This is a genomic window from Saprospiraceae bacterium, from assembly GCA_026129545.1.
Taxonomy (GTDB): Bacteria; Bacteroidota; Bacteroidia; order Chitinophagales; family Saprospiraceae; genus M3007.
This window is the reverse complement of record JAHCHX010000002.1, coordinates 367,261-386,167: the sequence shown is the minus strand read 5'-3', so window position 1 is coordinate 386,167 and position 18,907 is coordinate 367,261. Positions and strand designations below refer to the sequence as shown.

The 18,907-nt window shown below is 55.2% G+C and carries 12 protein-coding genes; 11 read left to right on the top strand and 1 reads right to left on the bottom strand.

From position 1 onward, the window contains the following. The first annotated feature begins 77 nt into the window (after positions 1–77). Both KIS77_15845 and KIS77_15840 read left to right on the top strand, forming a co-directional pair. Positions 78–737 carry a bifunctional 4-hydroxy-2-oxoglutarate aldolase/2-dehydro-3-deoxy-phosphogluconate aldolase gene (locus KIS77_15845; protein ID MCW5923818.1) on the top strand — a complete coding sequence of 220 codons (660 nt, stop codon included), beginning with the start codon at positions 78–80 and terminating at the stop codon, positions 735–737. A gap of 3 nt (positions 738–740) precedes the next feature. Beyond that, positions 741–2,063 (top strand): GntP family permease, encoded by a 1,323-nt coding sequence (locus tag KIS77_15840; GenBank protein ID MCW5923817.1) that lies wholly within the window; start codon positions 741–743, stop codon positions 2,061–2,063. A gap of 229 nt (positions 2,064–2,292) precedes the next feature. On the opposite strand, the gene KIS77_15835 is transcribed toward KIS77_15840, so the two are convergent. Beyond that, positions 2,293–3,405 (bottom strand): mandelate racemase/muconate lactonizing enzyme family protein, encoded by a 1,113-nt coding sequence (locus tag KIS77_15835; protein ID MCW5923816.1) that lies wholly within the window; start codon positions 3,403–3,405, stop codon positions 2,293–2,295. 343 nt (positions 3,406–3,748) lie between these two features. Between KIS77_15835 and KIS77_15830 the strand changes: the two genes are divergently transcribed. The 9 genes from KIS77_15830 to KIS77_15790 all read left to right on the top strand — a co-directional run bounded on the left by KIS77_15830 (position 3,749) and on the right by KIS77_15790 (position 18,886). Then, the gene (locus tag KIS77_15830) at positions 3,749–4,393 is read left to right on the top strand and encodes a cation:dicarboxylase symporter family transporter (GenBank protein ID MCW5923815.1); all 645 of its coding nucleotides are present in this window, start codon (positions 3,749–3,751) and stop codon (positions 4,391–4,393) included. A gap of 151 nt (positions 4,394–4,544) precedes the next feature. After that, a complete protein-coding gene (locus KIS77_15825; protein ID MCW5923814.1) occupies positions 4,545–7,469 on the top strand; it encodes a TonB-dependent receptor in 2,925 nt (974 codons plus the stop codon). Positions 7,470–7,481: 12 nt separating this feature from the next. Then, positions 7,482–8,993 (top strand): T9SS type A sorting domain-containing protein, encoded by a 1,512-nt coding sequence (locus KIS77_15820; protein MCW5923813.1) that lies wholly within the window; start codon positions 7,482–7,484, stop codon positions 8,991–8,993. A 205-nt stretch (positions 8,994–9,198) separates the two neighbouring features. After that, positions 9,199–13,011, top strand: a complete 3,813-nt coding sequence (locus tag KIS77_15815) for a DUF4397 domain-containing protein (GenBank protein ID MCW5923812.1) — start codon at positions 9,199–9,201, stop codon at positions 13,009–13,011. A 223-nt stretch (positions 13,012–13,234) separates the two neighbouring features. Next, positions 13,235–14,257, top strand: coding sequence for a LacI family DNA-binding transcriptional regulator (locus tag KIS77_15810; GenBank protein MCW5923811.1), 1,023 nt, complete (start codon positions 13,235–13,237; stop codon positions 14,255–14,257). Between the two features lie 58 nt (positions 14,258–14,315). Further along, entirely contained in the window at positions 14,316–14,939 is a 624-nt protein-coding gene (locus KIS77_15805; GenBank protein MCW5923810.1) for an RNA polymerase sigma-70 factor, read from the top strand. Positions 14,940–15,437: 498 nt separating this feature from the next. Continuing rightward, a complete protein-coding gene (locus KIS77_15800; GenBank protein ID MCW5923809.1) occupies positions 15,438–16,256 on the top strand; it encodes an SDR family oxidoreductase in 819 nt (272 codons plus the stop codon). A gap of 53 nt (positions 16,257–16,309) precedes the next feature. After that, on the top strand, positions 16,310–17,524 hold the full coding sequence (locus tag KIS77_15795) for a hypothetical protein (protein ID MCW5923808.1): 1,215 nt from the start codon (positions 16,310–16,312) through the stop codon (positions 17,522–17,524). Positions 17,525–17,560: 36 nt separating this feature from the next. Next, positions 17,561–18,886, top strand: coding sequence for a right-handed parallel beta-helix repeat-containing protein (locus tag KIS77_15790; GenBank protein ID MCW5923807.1), 1,326 nt, complete (start codon positions 17,561–17,563; stop codon positions 18,884–18,886). The last annotated feature ends 21 nt before the right edge of the window (positions 18,887–18,907 follow it).

The following is an 18,907-nucleotide window of genomic DNA, read 5'->3' as shown; positions in this document are numbered from 1 at the left end:
CTAAGTCATCTTGTCACTATTCAAATTCTTCACGAACCATTGCTTTACAGGATGTTACTTTAAATACGAGACATAAAATGGACCGTTTAGCCACTTATCAAACAATAGCAGGGTCCGGCCTTGTGCCATTGTTTTATCACCCCGCTCCCCAAATAGCATTTGAGGTTGCGGTTGCTTGTCATCGGGGCGGGGCGAAGGTGCTGGAATTTACCAACCGAGGGCATTTCGCCCACGAGGTGTTTGCTGAACTGCGCAAACGCACCGTGCGCGAACTGCCCGGCTTGCTGCTTGGTGTCGGCTCTGTTCAAGATGCAGGCTCGGCAGCCTTGTATCTCCAAATGGGAGCCGATTTTATTGTCACGCCACTGCTGCGCGAGGATGTGATTTTGACCTGCAACCGTCGGAAAGTCGCCATCATACCTGGGGTTTCGACCAGTTCGGAGATTGGCCGTGCGGAGGAACTGGGCTGCGAGCTGGTAAAAATTGCGCCCGGAGAAGTGCTGGGGCCACAGTTCCTCAAAGCTCACCGCGCTCCATGCCCTTGGACGCGAGCCATGATTTCTGGAGGTGTTTCGTCCGACGAGGCTAACCTGCGCGGGTGGTTCGAGGCCGGGGCAGCTTGCGTGGGCATAGGCAGCAAATTGATTTCCAGTGAGATTTTGGAAAAAAAGGATTGGCTGAAGCTGGAGGAAAAAGTACAGGAAGTGTGTCGCATCATTCAGACCATCCGTGCCTGAACCATGCTTTACACAGCCTCTCTACTTATAGCGGCCATCGCCTCCGTTATTCTGCTCTCCGCACGGTTCAGATTCAACGTGTTTTTCGCGCTGCTCTTCGTTGCTGCTGCGACGGGGTTTGCAGCGGGACTGGATGCCGAAAAAGTCGTTGGGGCACTCAAAACAGGCATTGGGAGCACCGTCGAAAAAATCGGGTTGCTCATTATTTTGGGCATCACGCTCGGTGTTCTGCTCGAAAAAAGCGGTGCCATGGACAGCCTTGCACGGGCCATGCTGCGCCGCACGGGGCAGCGCAAAGCGCCGCTCGCGCTGAGCATGGTGGGCTACTTGGTGGGGCTTCCTATTTTTTGCGATTCGGGTTTTGTGGTATTGTCGGGCTTGTTGCGCTCGCTCTCTGAGCGTTCGCCGGGGCAGCGTTTGTGGATGGTAATCGCGCTTTCCTCCTCCTTGTACGCGGTGCATTGTTTGGTGCCACCGCACCCCGGTGCCACTGCGGCGGCGGGCATTTTACGGGCCGACTTGGGGCTGGTCATGTTGCTAGGGGGGCTGGTCGCTCTGCCTGTCGCAGCGGCAGGCTATTTTTTGGGGAAATGGCTGAGCCGTTGGTCTATCGTGTCGTTTGAAGATGTAGCCGCTGCTCCCCCCCCTCACGCCGCTCGCCTTCACCCGGCGTTGGCTGTGCCGCCTATTTTGGTTCCGATAATGCTCATTGGTCTCAAATCAATGCTAAGCCTTAGCCCCGATTATGGCGAAGCTATTGTTTGGTGGTCACTGCTTCAAATGGTGGGCGACCCGGTAGTAGCTCTTTTCATAGGCATTTTGTTCTGCATACCGCTACTGCGAAAAATGCCCCGTGCGGATTGGGCACCTTTGCTTGATACCGCTCTTGCCAAATCAGGCAACATTCTGCTCCTCACGGCAGCCGGCGGGGCTTTTGGAGAGGTCATCAAAGCCTTGAATATCGGCGAAGTGTTTGGTCAGACTTTGGCGACCAGCGGGTTGGGGCTGTTCGTGCCGTTTTTGCTTGCGGCAGTGCTAAAAACTGCACAGGGCAGCTCTACTGTTGCTGTTATTTCTGCGGCGGGCATCTTTGCGCCGTTCTTGCCCGCGTTGGGTTTTGAGAGCGATGCGGCTCGCTCGCTGGCATTGCTGGCTATGGGGGCTGGCTCGATGGTTGTGTCTCACACCAACGACTCGTATTTTTGGGTTGTATCCAAATTTGGCGATCTGGACGAAATGCGGGCGCTCAAAACGTACACCCTGACGACAGCGGCGATGGGGGCAACGGGCTTGCTGGGTGTTTGGGTTTTATGGCTGTTCGTCTGATACGGGCGAGCATCGTGCGAACGACGTGGGAAACGACACGCATTTCAAGCCTATAAAAAGCTGAGAAAAAGCATGCTGTCGCCTCGTTTTTAGGCTGGAAGTTGGTAGCAACCAGAATGGATAGGGCCGCCGCACCTCTCATGCCGAGGCGACATTTGCTCGGATAGCACACAGCACATCGCTACCGATTTGGAAACGATAAGGCTTAAATGATTCGAGGCGTGGAGGCCTATTTTCGCACCGCCTTGGCCAACGCATCCTCGTTCACCTCCAGTCCGAGGCCGGGTCCTTGCGGAATGAGCAAGTGGCCGTTTTCGTAAGTCAGTTTGTTGTGGAAAAAAGGCTCCAGGCCCATTTCGGGGCGGGGGCCGCTGCTTTCTTGCCAGCGTTCGATGTTGGGCAAAGAAGCCAGCAGGTGCAGGGTGGCAGCCGACGCCAGCGTGGGGCGGGTATTGTGCGCCATGATGCGGCGGTCGAAAGCAGCGGCTAGGGCGGCTATGCGGCGGTTTTCGGTGATGCCTCCTGCTTTTATTATGTCGGTATTCACAATGTCCACTTTGCCTTGCGTGATGAGCTCGCGCATCTGCCAGCGATTAAACTCGTGTTCGCCAGCGGCTACCGGAATATCTAGCGCCTCCACCACCTGTGCCAAATCGTGATAGTTGTGGTAGGTGACGGGTTCTTCCACTATGGCGATGTTGAAATGCTCGTAGAGTTTTTTGCCCAAGGCGATGGCGCGAGCGGGTGTGTATCCGTTGTTGAAATCTACAAACACCTTGACGTCGTCGCCAACGGCCTTTCGCACCGCACGCACCGCCTCGTAAGTCGGGTCGGGGTCAGGGTCCACGTTTAGGAGGCGGATTTGCATACGGGGCTTCACGGCGCTGAAGCCCTGTTCCACGAATCGGGCGGCGGTGGCTGCCATTTCATCAGGCGATTTCCAGCCACCCGGTTTGCTGCGCCCAAAACTGCCGTATAGCCGGATTTTGGAGGTCTGGCAGCCGCCCAGCAAGGCCCACACGGGCAATCCCGCCAAGCGGCCCTTCAAATCCCAAAGGGCGTTGTCGATGCCAGCCAAAGCTCCGAGCAACAATCCGGTGGAGCCTAAATCCTCTGCCTCGAACAGAATTTTCTGAAAGAGGTGCTCGCTCAGCCACGGCGATTGCCCCACCAATGCAGGTGCGCACACTTCTTGCACGGCTTTTGCGATGATGGGTGTGTGGTCGTGGTCGCCCTCTCCCCAACCGCTAAAGCCAGCATCTGTCTCGATTTTGACAAAAAGGGCATTTTTAAGGGGAAATACTTTGACGGAGGTAATTTTCACGTCGGTTAAGGAAGACATGGGGCAGAGCCTGGTTTGGGAAACGGGGTGTTGAGGCCTGGCCTGTGCGTCGGGCAGCAAGCAGGCTCCGAATATGGTGGCGGCGGCACCGCGAATAAATTGTTTGCGCTGCATAGGTGCTTATTTCCAACATAGACGAAAACGGTGTTGGCTGCCCCTGAACCTTACAAAACACGGCGTTGTCAGGTGGGTTTGTCTTTTTCAAACATGCCAGCGCAAAACGTCCAAGTCAGGATGCCGAAAAAAATCAGCAAGGTGTCGAGTGGGACAGTAGCGATGATGTTCATCTCGCGTAGTATTACACTTATTGCTGCACGACGAGTCGTTCGGCGCGTTCGGCGGCATGGCATACACGGTGGGCAAGCTTGGGCTGGGTGTGTTGCTGGGATTGGGCAAGCTCATGGCGGCGGTTTATCTGACCATGACGCTGTTCGTCTTTATCGTGCTCGCTGGGATATGCCGTCTGTACGGCTTTCGATTGCTCGCCCTGCTCAGGCACCTGCGCGAAGAACTGTTGCTGGTGTTGGGCACCTCGTCGTCGGAGGCGGTGCTGCCTCAGCTGATGCACAAGTTGGAGACTTTTGGCTGCCCGCGAGCCATTGTGGGGCTTGTGGTGCCTACGGGGTATTCCTTCAACCTTGATGGCACGACGATTTATTTGTCTATGGCCATGTTGTTTTTGGCACAAGCTTTTAGTGTCCCGCTCTCTTGGGGCGAGCAGTTCGCGATTTTGGGTGTTTTGATGCTCATTTCCAAGGGGGCAGCTGCCGTCACGGGGGGAGGATTTGTGGTGCTTGCCTCCACATTGGCCAGTATCCCGACGTTGCCGATTGAAGGCCTTGCGTTGTGGTTGGGCGTGGACAGGTTCATGCCGGAGGCGCGAGCCATGACCAATTTTGTCGGCAACGCGGTGGCGACGGTCGTCATCGCCAAAAGCGAGCAGGCATGGGAGGCGCCATTGTTTGAGCCAAACAATGACCAATTTTGACAAATTCAGAATTAAATAAAGCAATGTTAGGGGTAACGCGATGTTTTGTCCGTCAATTGGAAAAGTCGCAACGAAACATTTCTTTTTGCGCAAACGATTGCTCAGTTAGAAAATGCCACTTTCTGCATCATTTTTGCTTAAAACACACGACGTGCGCTGCCTTTTGGTAGTCTTTGTCGCTTTGTGCTGCTTGGACAACACGGTGGCCCAAAGTGCCATTCTCAAAGGAAAAATCACCGACGCGGCTTCCCAAGAGCCGCTCGGCTTTGCCACGGTGGCGTTGCCCGGCCTCGCCTTAGGGGCTGTCTCCAATGCGGATGGGATGTACCGCGTGACGAACATCCCCGTTGGCAGCCACAGCGTCAGGGTCGCGTACACAGGGTATGAGGCCATAGAGCGCACCGTTGAGTTCGTTGCTGGCGAGACGGTGGAAATGGATTTCGTGCTTGGGGAAGCCGTCACGACAATGGGAGAGGTGGTCATCGCCGCACAGGCTTATGGCCAGCAGGCCGCCATCAACCAACAGATTGCCTCCAACACCATCGTGAACGTCATTTCCAAGGAAAAACTACAAGAGCTGCCCGACCAAAATGCTGCCGAGGCGCTAGGCCGCCTGTCGGGAGTAGCGGTGCAGCGCGATGCCGGGGAAGGACAAAAAGTCGTGATTCGGGGGCTTTCCCCGCGTTTTGCCTCCGTTACCATCAACGGCGAGCGCATCCCCTCCACCGATGGTAGCGACCGCTCGGTTGACCTGAGCATGATAAGCCCCGATATGCTTTCGGGGGTCGAGCTGTTCAAAGCCATCCGCCCAGACATGGACGGCGACGCGGTAGGCGGCACCGTGAACTTTACCGTGAAAAAAGCCGACAAAGGTTTCAACGGAGACATACGCCTGTTTGGCGGCTACAACGGCATTTCCGAAAAAACAGGCCCTTGGCGCGGAAGCACCACGCTGAGCAATCGGCTCCTGAACAACAAGCTAGGCTTGCTTCTCACAGGCAACTACCAACGCGCTGACCGCAGCTCGCACAACCTCGAAGGCAATTACTATTTCAGCGACATCGTGGGCGATAGCGCCATCATTCGCGCTTCCTCCCTCACTTTGACCGACCAAATTGAGACCCGCGACCGCTACGGAGCCAGTTTGACGGCGGACTATGCCTTGAAAAACGGCTTCATCGTCGCCAACTCTTTTTGGGGGAACACCGAGCGCGACGTGTTGCGCCGCCGCCGCAGCTTCCGCTCGGCCGAAGGCCAACAGGAGTTCAGCATCAGAGAAACCGAACAAAACGTGCGCCTCCTCTCCAACTCACTATCGGGCGAACACAACTTTGGCTCATTCGCGCTGACTTGGCGCGGCTCTTACAGCAACACCTTGCAAGAAACTCCTTGGTCGCTTGATATGCGTTTCCGCGAAACGGCGGCGCTCACCCCCGAACACGACGACTCCAAAGGGCCGGAAATACTCGTGCAAGGCTACAAAAATGACCTGAACTCAACGCTCTTGCACGACTCGCGTTTTTCGCCACAACAAGTGACCGATTACAACGCGACCAGCCAACTTGACTTGCGCTACAATTTTGTTTTGTCAGAAAAAATAAACGGCTATCTCAAAACAGGCGGCAAATACAGGCAAAATGGCCGCACTCGCGACAACACCCAACTGCTCTCGCAGCCGTATTTAGCCAATGAAAACTACCCGCGTAGAGAACCAGAACGGTTTCTGCTCAACCCCAACAATCGAGCCTACATGCTCAATTTCTTAGGCGACTACCGCAATCTCAACTTTCTTGGCGGCGATTTTTCGTTGTTTCCAAACGACAACCAACAGTCAGTAGTGGCGCCTGAACAAGACATGGACATTTACAACGACTTCTGGGGCACCAACTACCGCCCCGGCGACACGATTGGGTACCCCGGGCACCTGGATATGAACAAAGTACGGGCGTTCTACGAACGATACAAAATGGAATACGATACATTCCGGGAAGTGGACGCAGAAGATTATAGCGGCACAGAAAAAATCTATGCGGGCTACCTAATGACCGAACTCAATATCGGCAAGCGCCTGATGCTCATGGGAGGCGTGCGCCACGAAAACACGCGACAGGACTATCGCAGCGTTTCTTTCGCCCTGCGCGACCCCGAAGACGACCCCGACGCTCAACGCCCCCCGGTCGACACACGCGCCGCCTCCGGCTATGTCGAGTGGCTCCCTATGGTGCATTTGCGCTACAAGTTCACCCAATGGCTCGATGTCCGCCTCGCTGCCACAAAAACCCTCAACCGTCCCGATTTTTTCAGCCTTGTACCATGGGAAATCATCGTGCCACAAAACCCGCCGCGCATCAGCAGAGGAAGACCCGATTTGAGACATACCACAGCATGGAACTACGATGCATTCGCCTACTTTTACAACCGATACGGGCTGCTCACGATAGGCGGATTCTACAAGCGCCTCGAAAATGTGGACGTGCAAAGCCGCTCAACCATCATCGGCGGGAAATACGCTGGCTACCAGCTCAATCAACCCATCAACCTGCCCGGCATCTCGACCGTCAAGGGGCTTGAAATTGACTTTCAGAGCAACCTTCGCTCCTTGCCCAAACCTTTCAACGGCATCATCATCGGTGCCAACCTCACCTTGGCGCGCTCCATGACGCAAGTGCCTTTTTTTGAAATCAAGCAAATTTTTGACCCCTCCACCCCTCCATTCTTTTTCACGGAAGTGACCGATACCGTACGCACCGGACGAGTGCCGGGCCAGGCAAACGTTATCGCCAATATGCAACTGGGCTACGAGTGGAAAGGCTTTTCGGGCCGAGTATCCATGGGGCTGCAGGACAATAGCCTTGCCCAAGTGGGCGAACGCGCCGAACTGGACGCTTTCACCGACCGTTCGGTGCGATGGGATGTAGCGGTACAACAGAAAATCAACCGCCATTGGGCCGCTTTTCTCAATCTGAACAACTTGAGCAATCAGCCAGAAGCCGCCTTCATAGGCAACTCCAATTTTCCCAGCGAACGTGAATTTTTTGGCATGACCGGAGAAGTCGGTCTGCGCTATAAATGGTAAAATGTTTTTGACATGAAAAAAACGCTACTCATCACCAGCCTTTGGGGCGTGATTGCCCAACTGGGCTTGGCCCAAACCCTCGTCGTGAACCCCGGGCCTGCTGGCACCCTCAACCAAGCTATTGCCAACAACCCCAGCATCACAACCTTTATCCTGAAACGGGATTTCCCCTACCTGCTCTCTGGCGAGCTCAACATCTCCTCTCCTATCACCATCAAGGCCGAACCCGGCCCAGGCAAGCGCCCCATCCTCCTATATGCTCCACCCTCCGGCGCGCCAAACATTGACCAAATCATCCGCACCAGCGCCAACCTGCGGCTCGAAGGACTTCATCTGACCAACCGCGACAACCTTGCAGGCATCTCGCAGCGCATGATTCGTACCACAGCCGACAACTTGCGCATCGAAACACACGACTGCATATTCGACGACTCAGGCCAAACCGCTTTTCGCTTGGACGGCAAAAACAACAAAATATATGTGACGAGCTGCTATGCCTCACGCATGGGACAGCCAAACAACCCCGATAATGGACGTTTCATCGACGACAGAGGCAATGATGTGGACTCGGTGGTCATTGAAAACTCTGCCATCTACAACGTGACCAGCCGCATCTATCGCAACGGCGGCTCCTTGGTCAACTATATGCGCATCGAAGGCAGCACTTTCATGAACTCCATGCAGCGTGGATTCGAAGTGCTCAAAGTCAGGGAATTTGTCTTTCTCAACAACATCTGCGCCGACTTGCACATCAACGGACGAGACTCCAGCTTGGTGCCGGACAACAATGAAACCAATATCAACAAAGCATGGATTCGCATAGATTCGACAGGCAGTGGCGGCGAAAAATGGACCATAGGCTATTCCAACTTTTTCTACACACCCACGCAAATAGACTATTACAAATTCCCTTTCGTCAATGACAACGACGACACTGTCACCGTCGTCTCTTTCTTCAATCCAAATGCCCTAAAGGCCATCGAGGCTGGCGGCTGGGGCAATACCATCATCTCCGAACCCCTCTCTTTCATAAACCCTCCCGTATTCCCGCGCTCCATCATTGATACCTTTAATTTCGGCGCCAACGCCAACGCAATGCCTTGGGATATGAGCGGCCTCACACCTGACCCAATATACTCCCAGTTGCCAGTAGGCACATCGCGCTATTCCACTTTGCACAATTTTAACTACACCTGCGATGCCCAATCCAACACAGCAGGCGTGAACGGAACAAGACTCGGCGCCATGCTTTGGGGAGATTGCCTAGTGTCAATCAATGACCTGTTCGACCAACATAACGTCTTGTTCTATCCCAACCCTGCCAATGACATGGTTTACATAACTGGCCTGACAAAAATAACAAGGGTACAGCTGTTCGACGTGCGCGGCAGGCTTCTGCGTTCGCTCTCCCCTGCGAGCGACTGGCTTGAAATGCCCCTACAAGGTCTTGCCAACGGCATCTATTTTATCAATCTAGTAGATGAAAAAGGACAAGTGAGCACCAGACAACTTGTAAAACAGTGAACAGCCCTGCCCCCAGCAAAAGCGCGGCAGGTGTACTCGCACAAGGAAAAACCAGCTCGGCATCCCAGTGCTCAATGCTCGTACAAAAAGCATGGGGCTCTCCTTGAAAAACACCTTTCCGACCCTTGTGATATTTTTTGGAAAAATGAAAATCGCTCGGCTCTGCCGCCGCGCGAACACCATAACTCGTTACCAAATTTTGGCCATGCATACCATTCAATCTATCCTAACGCTGGCGTTCACCATAGTGCTCGCACAAAACATTACCGCCCAATTCACACCCGAATGGGCCACTCAGGGACTGGGCAGCACCCGCACCGACGAAGGCAAGGCCATCGCCCGCGATGCCTCCAACAACCTTTACGTGACGGGCTATTTCCGCGAAATCGTCGTCATCGGCAACGACACACTGCGCTCGGTCGGCAACAACCGCCGCGACATTTTTGTGGCAAAATACAATGCCAACGGCGAGCCTATCTGGGCAAAAGCCTTCCCCGGCGTCCCGGCTCAAGACGACCGCGGGCGCGGCATCGCCGTGGATGCCGACGGCAATATTTACTTCACGGGCGAAATCCGAGGCGACGTGAACTTCGGCAGCACCCTCATGAGCCACGCCGACGGCACCAACCGCAACGGGTTTCTGGTGAAACTCGACAACGACGGCAACGTGCTGTGGGCCAACCAAATCGAGAGCATCGGCGGCGACGACCGCTCCTACGGCGTGCAAGTGGGCCCGGACGGGAACATTTACGTTGCCGGTCAATGCGGCAACAACACCGTGTTCGCCGCAGGGGCACCGCCCGTGCCCACGGCCGGCGGCGTGGATGCCTTTGTGGCGCAGTATGCCCCCGACGGCACGTTCAACTGGGCAGCCACAGGCGGCGGCAGCGGCAGCGACCGTTTCTTCGACGTGGTGTTCGATGCCGACGGCAACATCTGGACGACGGGCTACGCCAACGCATCCACCGCGTTCACCTACGGCACGGCGACGCTCACGCCCGTCGGCGATGCCGACATGATACTGGCGAAGCTCAAGCCCGACGGGACGTTTTTGTTTGCCACCAATTTTGGCGGCACTGGCTTCGACGAGGCGGGCGCGCTGACGTTTGGCCCCAACGGGCTGTTGTATGTGGGCGGTTTTTACACCAACGCGGCCACCTTCGGCAGCAAGTCGCTCGTGTCGGTGGGCGGTCGCGACGCGGTCGTCGTGGCGTTCGATGCCGACGGCAACATCGTGGATGCCACCTCGTTTGGCAGCGCGGGCGACGAAAACGTGTATGCCGTGCGCGGCACCGCCACCGACCTATTCGTATCAGGCTTTTACGGGCTGACCACTGCCGCGCCGGGGCCACCCATCACATTGGGCAGCACGACGTATCCCGGCAGCATCGGTGGCGACGGTGGCGCGTTTCTAACGCAGCACGATGCCAATTTCAATATCGTTTCCTCGGTGGGCTTTCAGGGCGAGGGCGGTGTATTGGCCGACGGAGACTCGGACGATATGCAGTCGTTCGTGGTGGATGCCGATGCCAACTGGATTTACAGCACGGGGCAGTTTTTTGGCACAGTCACCATTAGCGACAAGACATTGTCAGTGCCGGCAGGTTCTTCGAACAGCGATTTTTATGTTGCGGGTTTGCGTTACGCGCCTTCGGGCGACAACGCGGCGTTCGTGCAAGTGGTGCACAACGCTCCTGACCCCGCCGCAGCTGTGGTAGATATTTATGTGAATGGCCAACGTGTGCTCGACGACTTTGCCTTCCGAACAGCCACTCCCTTTGTGGGCGTGGATGCGTTCGCACCAGTTACGATTGCCGTGGCACCTGCCAACAGCCAAAGCGTGGCAGACGCAATTGCTACTTTCCCCAACATTCAGCTCACGAGAGGCGAGCGCTATGTGGTAGTTGCTAACGGAGTTTTGAATCCTAACAATTATCAAGGCATCAATCCCGGAGGGGCATTCAATTTGCATATCATCACTCCTGCCTTCACCTCTACGCAGGGCGCGGCAGGGACGTTCAGCGTGACGGTGATGCACGGCTCGCCCGATGCGCCCCCCGTAGATGTGTTCGTCAATAAAACCACTCCAGCTGTCATCAACAACTTGGCCTATCCCGGTGCCACTCCATATCTGACGCTTCCCGCAGGCGAGTACTTGTTGGATGTAGCTGCCAGTGCTGACAGCACGAACATCCTGAAGACCTATCTCGCGCCGCTAAATCTCCTGAATAGTATTGGGGTCAACGCCGGCGTGTTGTTGGCATCAGGATTTCTCAACCCCGCCAATGCTGACGGCAGCAACGACTTTGGTCTTTGGGTGGCCTTGCCCTCGGGCGGCCCGTTGGTGCAGTTGGCCGAAATACGCTCGGCATTTGTTCAAATCGTCCATAATTCGCCAGACACCACGCTGCGCCAAGTGGATGTCTTCCTCAACGGCGAGCTGGCCTTGGACAACTTTGCGTTCCGTACAGCCACGCCGTTTTTGGAATTGCGCGGCAACATCCCATACACCGTTGGCATTAAACCCGCCAATACGAACGACGCGCCGCAAGAGTTCGTGGTCGTGTTTGAAAACGACAAGACTTATGTGGTGACGGCCAGCGGGCTGTGGAACCCATTTGCTTACACGGGTGTGGGTTTTAGCGATTTCCTCAACCTGCGCATGATAGAGCCTGCCTACCAGATATCATCTCTCGGCACTGTGGCCTTGGCGGTCCAGCACGGCTCGCCCGATGCGCCGACGGTGGATGTGCTGGTCGGCATCCCTGCGGCGGTGGGCATTGACAATTTGGCCTACGGCGAATCCACCAATTATCTCAACTTTCCCAGCGACCGTTATTTGCTTGGCATCACTCCTGCCAACGATAACAGCACACTTGTGGCAGAGCATTACGCCAACCTTGTCCCGCTCGACGGTAGTGCGGGTGTGGTATATGCCTCCGGGTTTTTAAGCCCCAGCAACGCTTTTGCTAACGCGGATTTTGGGCTTTGGGTGGCATTGCCCACTGGTGGGCCATTGGTGCCATTGCCGGTCGTGGGTCGGGCTAACGTGCAGTACGTGCACAACTCGCCTGACCCGCTCGCAGCAGTAGTGGATGTCTATATCAATGGTCAGCTAGCGGCCGACAACTTCGGCTTCCGCACCGCGACCCCGTTTGTGGAGCAATTGACCAACTATCCCAATCGCATATCCATTGCTCCACCCAACAGCACTTCGGTGGCCGATGCCATTCTGAACTACGACAACATCTTCTACGAAACGAGCAAGACTTACGCCGTCAGCGTGAACGGTGTAGTGAATCCGGGTGCTTTCACGGATGTTCCACCGACAGCCACCATCCAATTCGTGGAAATCGAACCAGCGTTGACCTCTGCACCAGCAGGCAGCTTTGCGGTGGCAGTGGTGCATGGCTCGCCCGACGCGCCCGACGTGGATGTGGTGGTGAACGGCACTTCCACGCCACTCATTGACAATCTTCCTTTTGGCGAGGCAACGTCTTACCTGACAATTCCTGCCCAAGAATACATCCTTAACATCACGCCAGCCAACGACAACTCAACCATCGTGAAAAGCTATCGCACCCCACTCGGCACGCTGCCAGTGAGCGCGGCCACTGTATTTGCCTCGGGCTTCTTGAACTCGGCTAACCAGACGGGCACAACCAATGCTTTTGGCCTCTGGGTGGCGATTCCCGCTGGAGGCGCGTTGATTCCGCTGCAAGAGGTGGACGTTTCCACCCATGACTTGCTCTCAATGGCCAAAGTGAAAATATGGCCCAACCCAGCGCGGGATTGGCTCAATGTGCAGTACGAGCTCACCGAACCAGATGCGCTGCTTTTCAGCCTTACGGACGTTCGAGGAGCGGAGATTAGGCGGTTTGAGCGCAGTTATCAAGGCTCGGGCGAACAGATAGAGCGGCTCGACCTGAGCCAGCTTCCCGAAGGCGTGTACCTGCTTCGTATGCAGACCTCCGGCTCGCAAGGCTCCGCAAGGATAGTAGTCGGAAAAGAAAGATAGTAGAGAGTAGTTTTTGGTTAAGGTTTGGAAAGCCATTTGCCCCGTGCTCGGGTGCAAGTGGCTTTTTTAGTGCCAAATTTTTATCTTGAAATCCTGACTGCGACCATCTATACGCCAAACGATATTTTGATTCATCTTTTTTCAGAAAAAAGAATCAACTTTTTTGTGAAAAGGCGGGTTAGCCGTTTTATGTTTGCGCAACCGATTGCACAAAAAGTCACACATGGCCGACAAAAAAAGCACCATTCACGATATCGCACGCGAGCTTAGCGTGACAGCGAGCACCGTGTCGCGTGCGCTAAATGACAACCCGCGCATCAGCGAAGATATGCGCCGGACGGTGAAAGAAACCGCGCAGCGCCTTGGCTACGAACCCAATCACATCGCCTCGGCTTTGCGAAGTGGTCGAACACGCATCATCGGGATAATAGTGCCAACAGCCAACAGGAGTTTTTTTTCCAATGTCGTGCGCGGCGTGGAAGCAGTCGCTCAATTAGCCGACTATAACGCCATCATTTGTCAGAGCAATGACGACCCAGCCGAGGAAGCCGACATAGTGGACACCTTGTTGCGCCTGAGAGTGGACGGAATCATCGCCTCTATCGCCCGCGAGACGCGCCATTTCGACCACTTCCGAAAAGTGCGGGACAAAGGAGTGCCACTTGTTCTCTTCGACAGAGTCAATGAGGCGCTGGGGGCCAGTACCGTCGTACTCGACGACCAATTAGGCGCATATCAGGCCACTGAACATCTTGTAAAACAAGGATTTAAACGCATTGCCCATTTTGCAGGGCCACAGCATCTGAACATCTACAAGTATCGGCTGCGCGGCTACGCCGATGCGTTGGATGCCGCCGGAATCCCGTTTGACGAATCGCTCGTCACCACGGGCAACCTTGGCGTGGAAGATGGTCGTGAATACATGAGCAGATTATTGTCGCTGCCCCACCCGCCCGATGCGGTTTTTTCCGCCAGCGACTATTCTGCGGTCGGGGCGATGCAAGTGCTCAAAGAGCGAGGTGTTCACATCCCTCGGCAAATCGGCTTGGTCGGTTTTGCCAACGAGATGTTCACCTCTTTGGTAGAGCCCGGCCTCACGACTGTGGACCAACACAGTGAAAGCATGGGCGAGTTTGCCGCAAAGATTTTTTTTGAGGAAATTGAGTCCGAGGGCAAAAGTTTCGTCCCCCGAAAGACCGTGCTAACGCCTACCCTTGTGGTAAGAGGCTCCTCTAAACGCAATTGAAAATTTTTTTTCTAAACAAGCGCAAACGATTGCACATGATTTTAAGAAACATTTGACCATGCAAACTGCTACCTCTACCACTGCTCCGCTCAAAAAATCAATGCCCCATTTTGCCCCATGCGCGTCTGACGAGACACTCCTACAGTCAATCGCTGTTCATGATGATGCCCAATCATTGGAGGCGCTTTTCCGCCGACATCACGACGACCTCTGTCGCTATGTCTATGCCATTTTGCAATGCAGGCATACTACCGAGGAAATTGTCTCGGATGTGTTTTTGAAAATCTGGAATCAGCGCCAAACCTTGCAGGTACAAACAAGCCTAAAAGCCTATTTGCTTATATCCGTGCGCAACACGGCGATTGACTACCTGCGTCGTCAGTCGCGTCGTCGTACCGTCGGTTCTGATGCCATTCATCCAGATTTGCCTTGCGACTACACCTCCGCCTATGACCGACTGATTGGGGAAGAGACCACTAACCTCGTGGAGGCAGCGATAGAACGGTTGCCTCGGCAAGGGCGCACTATTTTTAGATTGAGCCGCGACGGAGGCATGAAGTACCGTGAAATAGCTGACCACTTGGGGCTGAGCATCAAGACGGTAGAGACGCACATGACGCGCTCGTTGGTGTATTTGAGGGGCGAGCTCGCGGCGCACATAGGGCCGGGTCTGGCAATGTGATAAGCCGGAAGGAGTGTTGGTAGCTAGAACAACGCGAGTTCGGAGATTAATTTTTAAAAAATCAATTGCGTAGAGAGCGAACGCCCTAAACATGAGTCATCCCGAGTTTTGAAAAACAGGTTTTGGCTCCTCATTTTGCTAAAAATCAAGTGTTCCAAATGCCCCAGCGGGGCGGAATATGAAGGAGGTTTTTGCCCATATCCCGCCCCGCTGGGGCAAAAATTCGGGATGATTCATGTTTCGCGGAGCTATCACCCAATAATTTATTGAACAATTGCTGCGAAATGAGCGAGAGATGCCCCAACTCAAATACTGATGGGTTTCGTTAACCCCGAACTCACGTTAGAATAGGGTCGGGCACTATTCTCGGCACACCATTCTGCCCATCGCCAATGCAACTCACGCAAAGGTGCCGCAAACCAGAAATATCCGTTCGACCAGTAAGGGTATCGCAGGCTGCGGTCAGTCTTTTGGGAGAATCTTGCAAACCGAAATTTTATGGACAAATTATTCGACGTTTCGGGCAAAGTCGCGGTCGTCACAGGTGGCTCCGGTATCCTCTGTGGCGCTATGGCCAAAGCCCTCGCAGCACGCGGTGCCAAGGTGGGTATATTGGGACGCACCCCTGAAAAAAACGAAAAAACAGTGGCAGCCATCCGCGCTGCGGGGGGCGAGGCCATCAGCCTCGTCGCCGATGTGCTGGACGAGAACACACTCGAAAATGCGGCCCAGAAAGTGGGGGATACTTGGGGCCGATTGGACATCCTCATCAACGGCGCGGGCGGCAACATGCCCGGAGCGGCCATCCCGCCCAGCGAAAACTTCTTCGACAACCACCCGTTTGCCAACTATAAGAAGGTTTTGGAGCTCAACCTTGACGGCACGGTGCTTCCAACAATGGTGTTCGGGCGTCTCATGGCCCGCCAAAAGTCGGGCAGCATCATCAACATTTCGTCCATGACGGCTATGCAGGCCGTCACCAGAGTGCCGGGCTACTCAACGGCGAAGGCAGCAGTGGACTTGTTCACGAAATGGCTGGCGGTGGAGGCAGCCCTCAAATTCGGTGAGGGCATTCGCGTCAACGCTATTGCACCCGGCTTTTTCGTGACCGACCAAAATCGCGCCTTACTCACCACGCCCGACGGTGGCTTCACGGAGCGTGGAGCAAGCGTCATCCGAAAGTCGCCCGGAGGACGCTTCGGCGAAGCCGACGAGCTCGTAGGCACTTGCATCTGGCTTTGTTCTGATGCTTCCAAATTTGTGACAGGCATTATCGTTCCAGTGGATGGGGGCTTTTCGGCATGGAGCGGGGTGTGAGCACCCAGATTTTTTGTCAGGTAAGTCTCTCCCTTGTCTTTTGTTTGTTAAGCATGAATAACAAAGCATTTTTCGTCCTATTCCTCCTTCCCGTCGCGCTTGCAGCCCAACCCGTTCCTCGCGATTCAACACTTCAAGCTCTCCTCCTCGGAAGCCAATATGCCGCCAGTGTGCTGCTCCGCCCTGAAGGCCCGTCGCGCTGCGACTACGACTGGCTTAGCAGCCAATGGCGCGACTATGAACCTGCCTGGCACACTGGTCAGGTCATCTGGGGCATTTTGGAAGCTCAGAAAATCACGGGCGACACCTCGGCACTACCCGCCGCTCGCCGAGCTGGAGACTGGTGGAAAACACTGGAAATCAGAGACCACCCTACACTCACGGGTTTTCTTCGAGCCATTCACGGCGCCGAGGTGGGCGAGCTCATCAACTTCACCACGCTGGCAGACGGCACACCCGGGCTATTTGAGCTCAGCCGTGTCACGGGCGACCGCTCCTACGCCGACGTGGCCACAAGCGCAGGTGACTGGGCGATGCAACACTTGTTCATCCCTGAAACAGGCCTGATGTACGACCTTGTGGACCCCGCGACGGGCGAAATTTTGAAAGACCACAGCCCACACTTCCAGAAAGAAAAAGAACTGAGCATCAACGAGGTGGCGCGGCCTAACACCGAGGGCTTTCTTTACGCCGATATGTATCGCCACACAAGCGAGCAGCGTTACCTCGATTTTTTTCTGCGGCAGTGCGACACGCTGGTGGCCTGCCAGTCGCCCAACGGTTTTTGGATGGATTTTCACCCGAACAAGGCCGAGACAGGGCGCATTCACCCGCGCTTCAACCTGTGGTTGGCAGAAAGCCTGCTTGTGGCTTTTGAATTGACCCAAAACGAACGCTACCGCGAGGCAGCCCTGCGCACCGCTCGTGCAGTGCAGCGTTGGCCGACCAAAGACGGCCAGATATATTACACCAACTACGCCGACGGGCGGCACGACGCCAGCTCCATCTGCGGCTCGGCGGTGGCCTTTGCAGGGATTGTTTGGCTGAAATTCAGAAAAATGGGCTATTCGGAATTTAACCGCGATATTGACCGAGCGGCACGCTGGGTCGTGCAAAACCAGTTTCCTCCAGACCACCCCGACCCCAATCTGCGCGGGGCGTTTTTGGAGACTTGGGTAAAAAACGAGGGGGGGCGGGCGCGGGTCTATGTGCGCGACATCGCCACTGCGTTTGGGCTCCGGTTTTTGGCGGAGTATTCTCTCCCTTGATTCAGGGCAATGTCGTGGAAAACTCGTCTTTTTAGCATGAAAAACGTCGTGCTGCTGTTCCTTTTTCTACCAATATGTCTTCTTGCCCAGCCTCTCAACGTCCGCGACTTCGGCGCCAAGGGCGACGGCCAGACCCTCAACACGCGCGCCATCCAAGCGACAATTGACCAAGCTGCCGCACAAGGCGGGGGAGTGGTCCATATACCCGCCGGACAATTCTTGAGCGGCACCATCTTCCTGAAATCCAACATCGAACTCAACCTTTCGCCGGGTGCCGTTTTGCTCGGCAGCGACAACCTTGCCGACTACGACACCGCGCATCCGCACCTCGTCTTTGTGGAAAACGCTCAAAATATCACCCTCTCTGGCACGGGCAAAATGGACGGTCAAGGATATCGCTTTTTCGATACCCTGCAACCTACCTGGACGGCCAAGCTCCGCCCCGCACCTTGGATTTTGTTTGAAAACTGCTCGCGCTTGCGCATCCGCGACGTGCAGCTTCACAATTCGCCCGCGCACGTCTTAGTCTTGAAAAAATGCGACGACGTGGCGATAAACGGTATTAGCATACGCTGCGACCTGCGAAGCCCCAACACCGACGGCATTGACATCACCGACTCTCGCAACGTGATGATAGCCAGCTGCTACCTCGAATCCGGCGACGACCTCATCTGCCTCAAATCGCACGAACACTGGGTCGAAAATATTACCGTCACCAACTGTATCCTCGTCAGCGACGACGCAGCTATAAAATTCGGCACAGGCTCTCATGTCGGTGTGCGAAATAGCACGTTCAGCAACATCGCCATACACGGCACACGCTACGGCATCGCGTTGTTCATGATTGACGGCGGCACTCACGAACACTGCATCTTTGAAAACATCACCATCCGCAACGGCTCGCGCTGGAAAAACGACTACCCGATTTTTGTGGATGCACACCGACGCACACCCAGCAGCAAAATCGGGCGCATCAAAGACATCCACTTCCGCAACCTCAGCATCCAGACCAGTGGCAACATCCTCGTGGCCGGCCAGCCCAGCCACCCGCTCGAAGACCTCGTGTTCGACAACCTCCATATGACCCTCACCGGCTGCAGCGATGTGACCCGCTACAGCCAAAAACCGCGCGGCAACAAAACACTGCAACCTGACCCCGAACTCGTGGATTACGCCCAAGTGCCTGCACACTTTACCATAGCCCATGTGCAGGGACTTAAAATAAACAACATAGCCCTCCGAAAAGGCCGAAAACTGAACGCCTGCGACCGCGACGCTTTTTGGCTCAAAGACCTTCAAGGCGACGACATCGGCAAATTGGACATCGGGACTGGATTGAAACAAAGCATTATTAGAAGCTGAGGTTGTTGAAACTTGATTGAG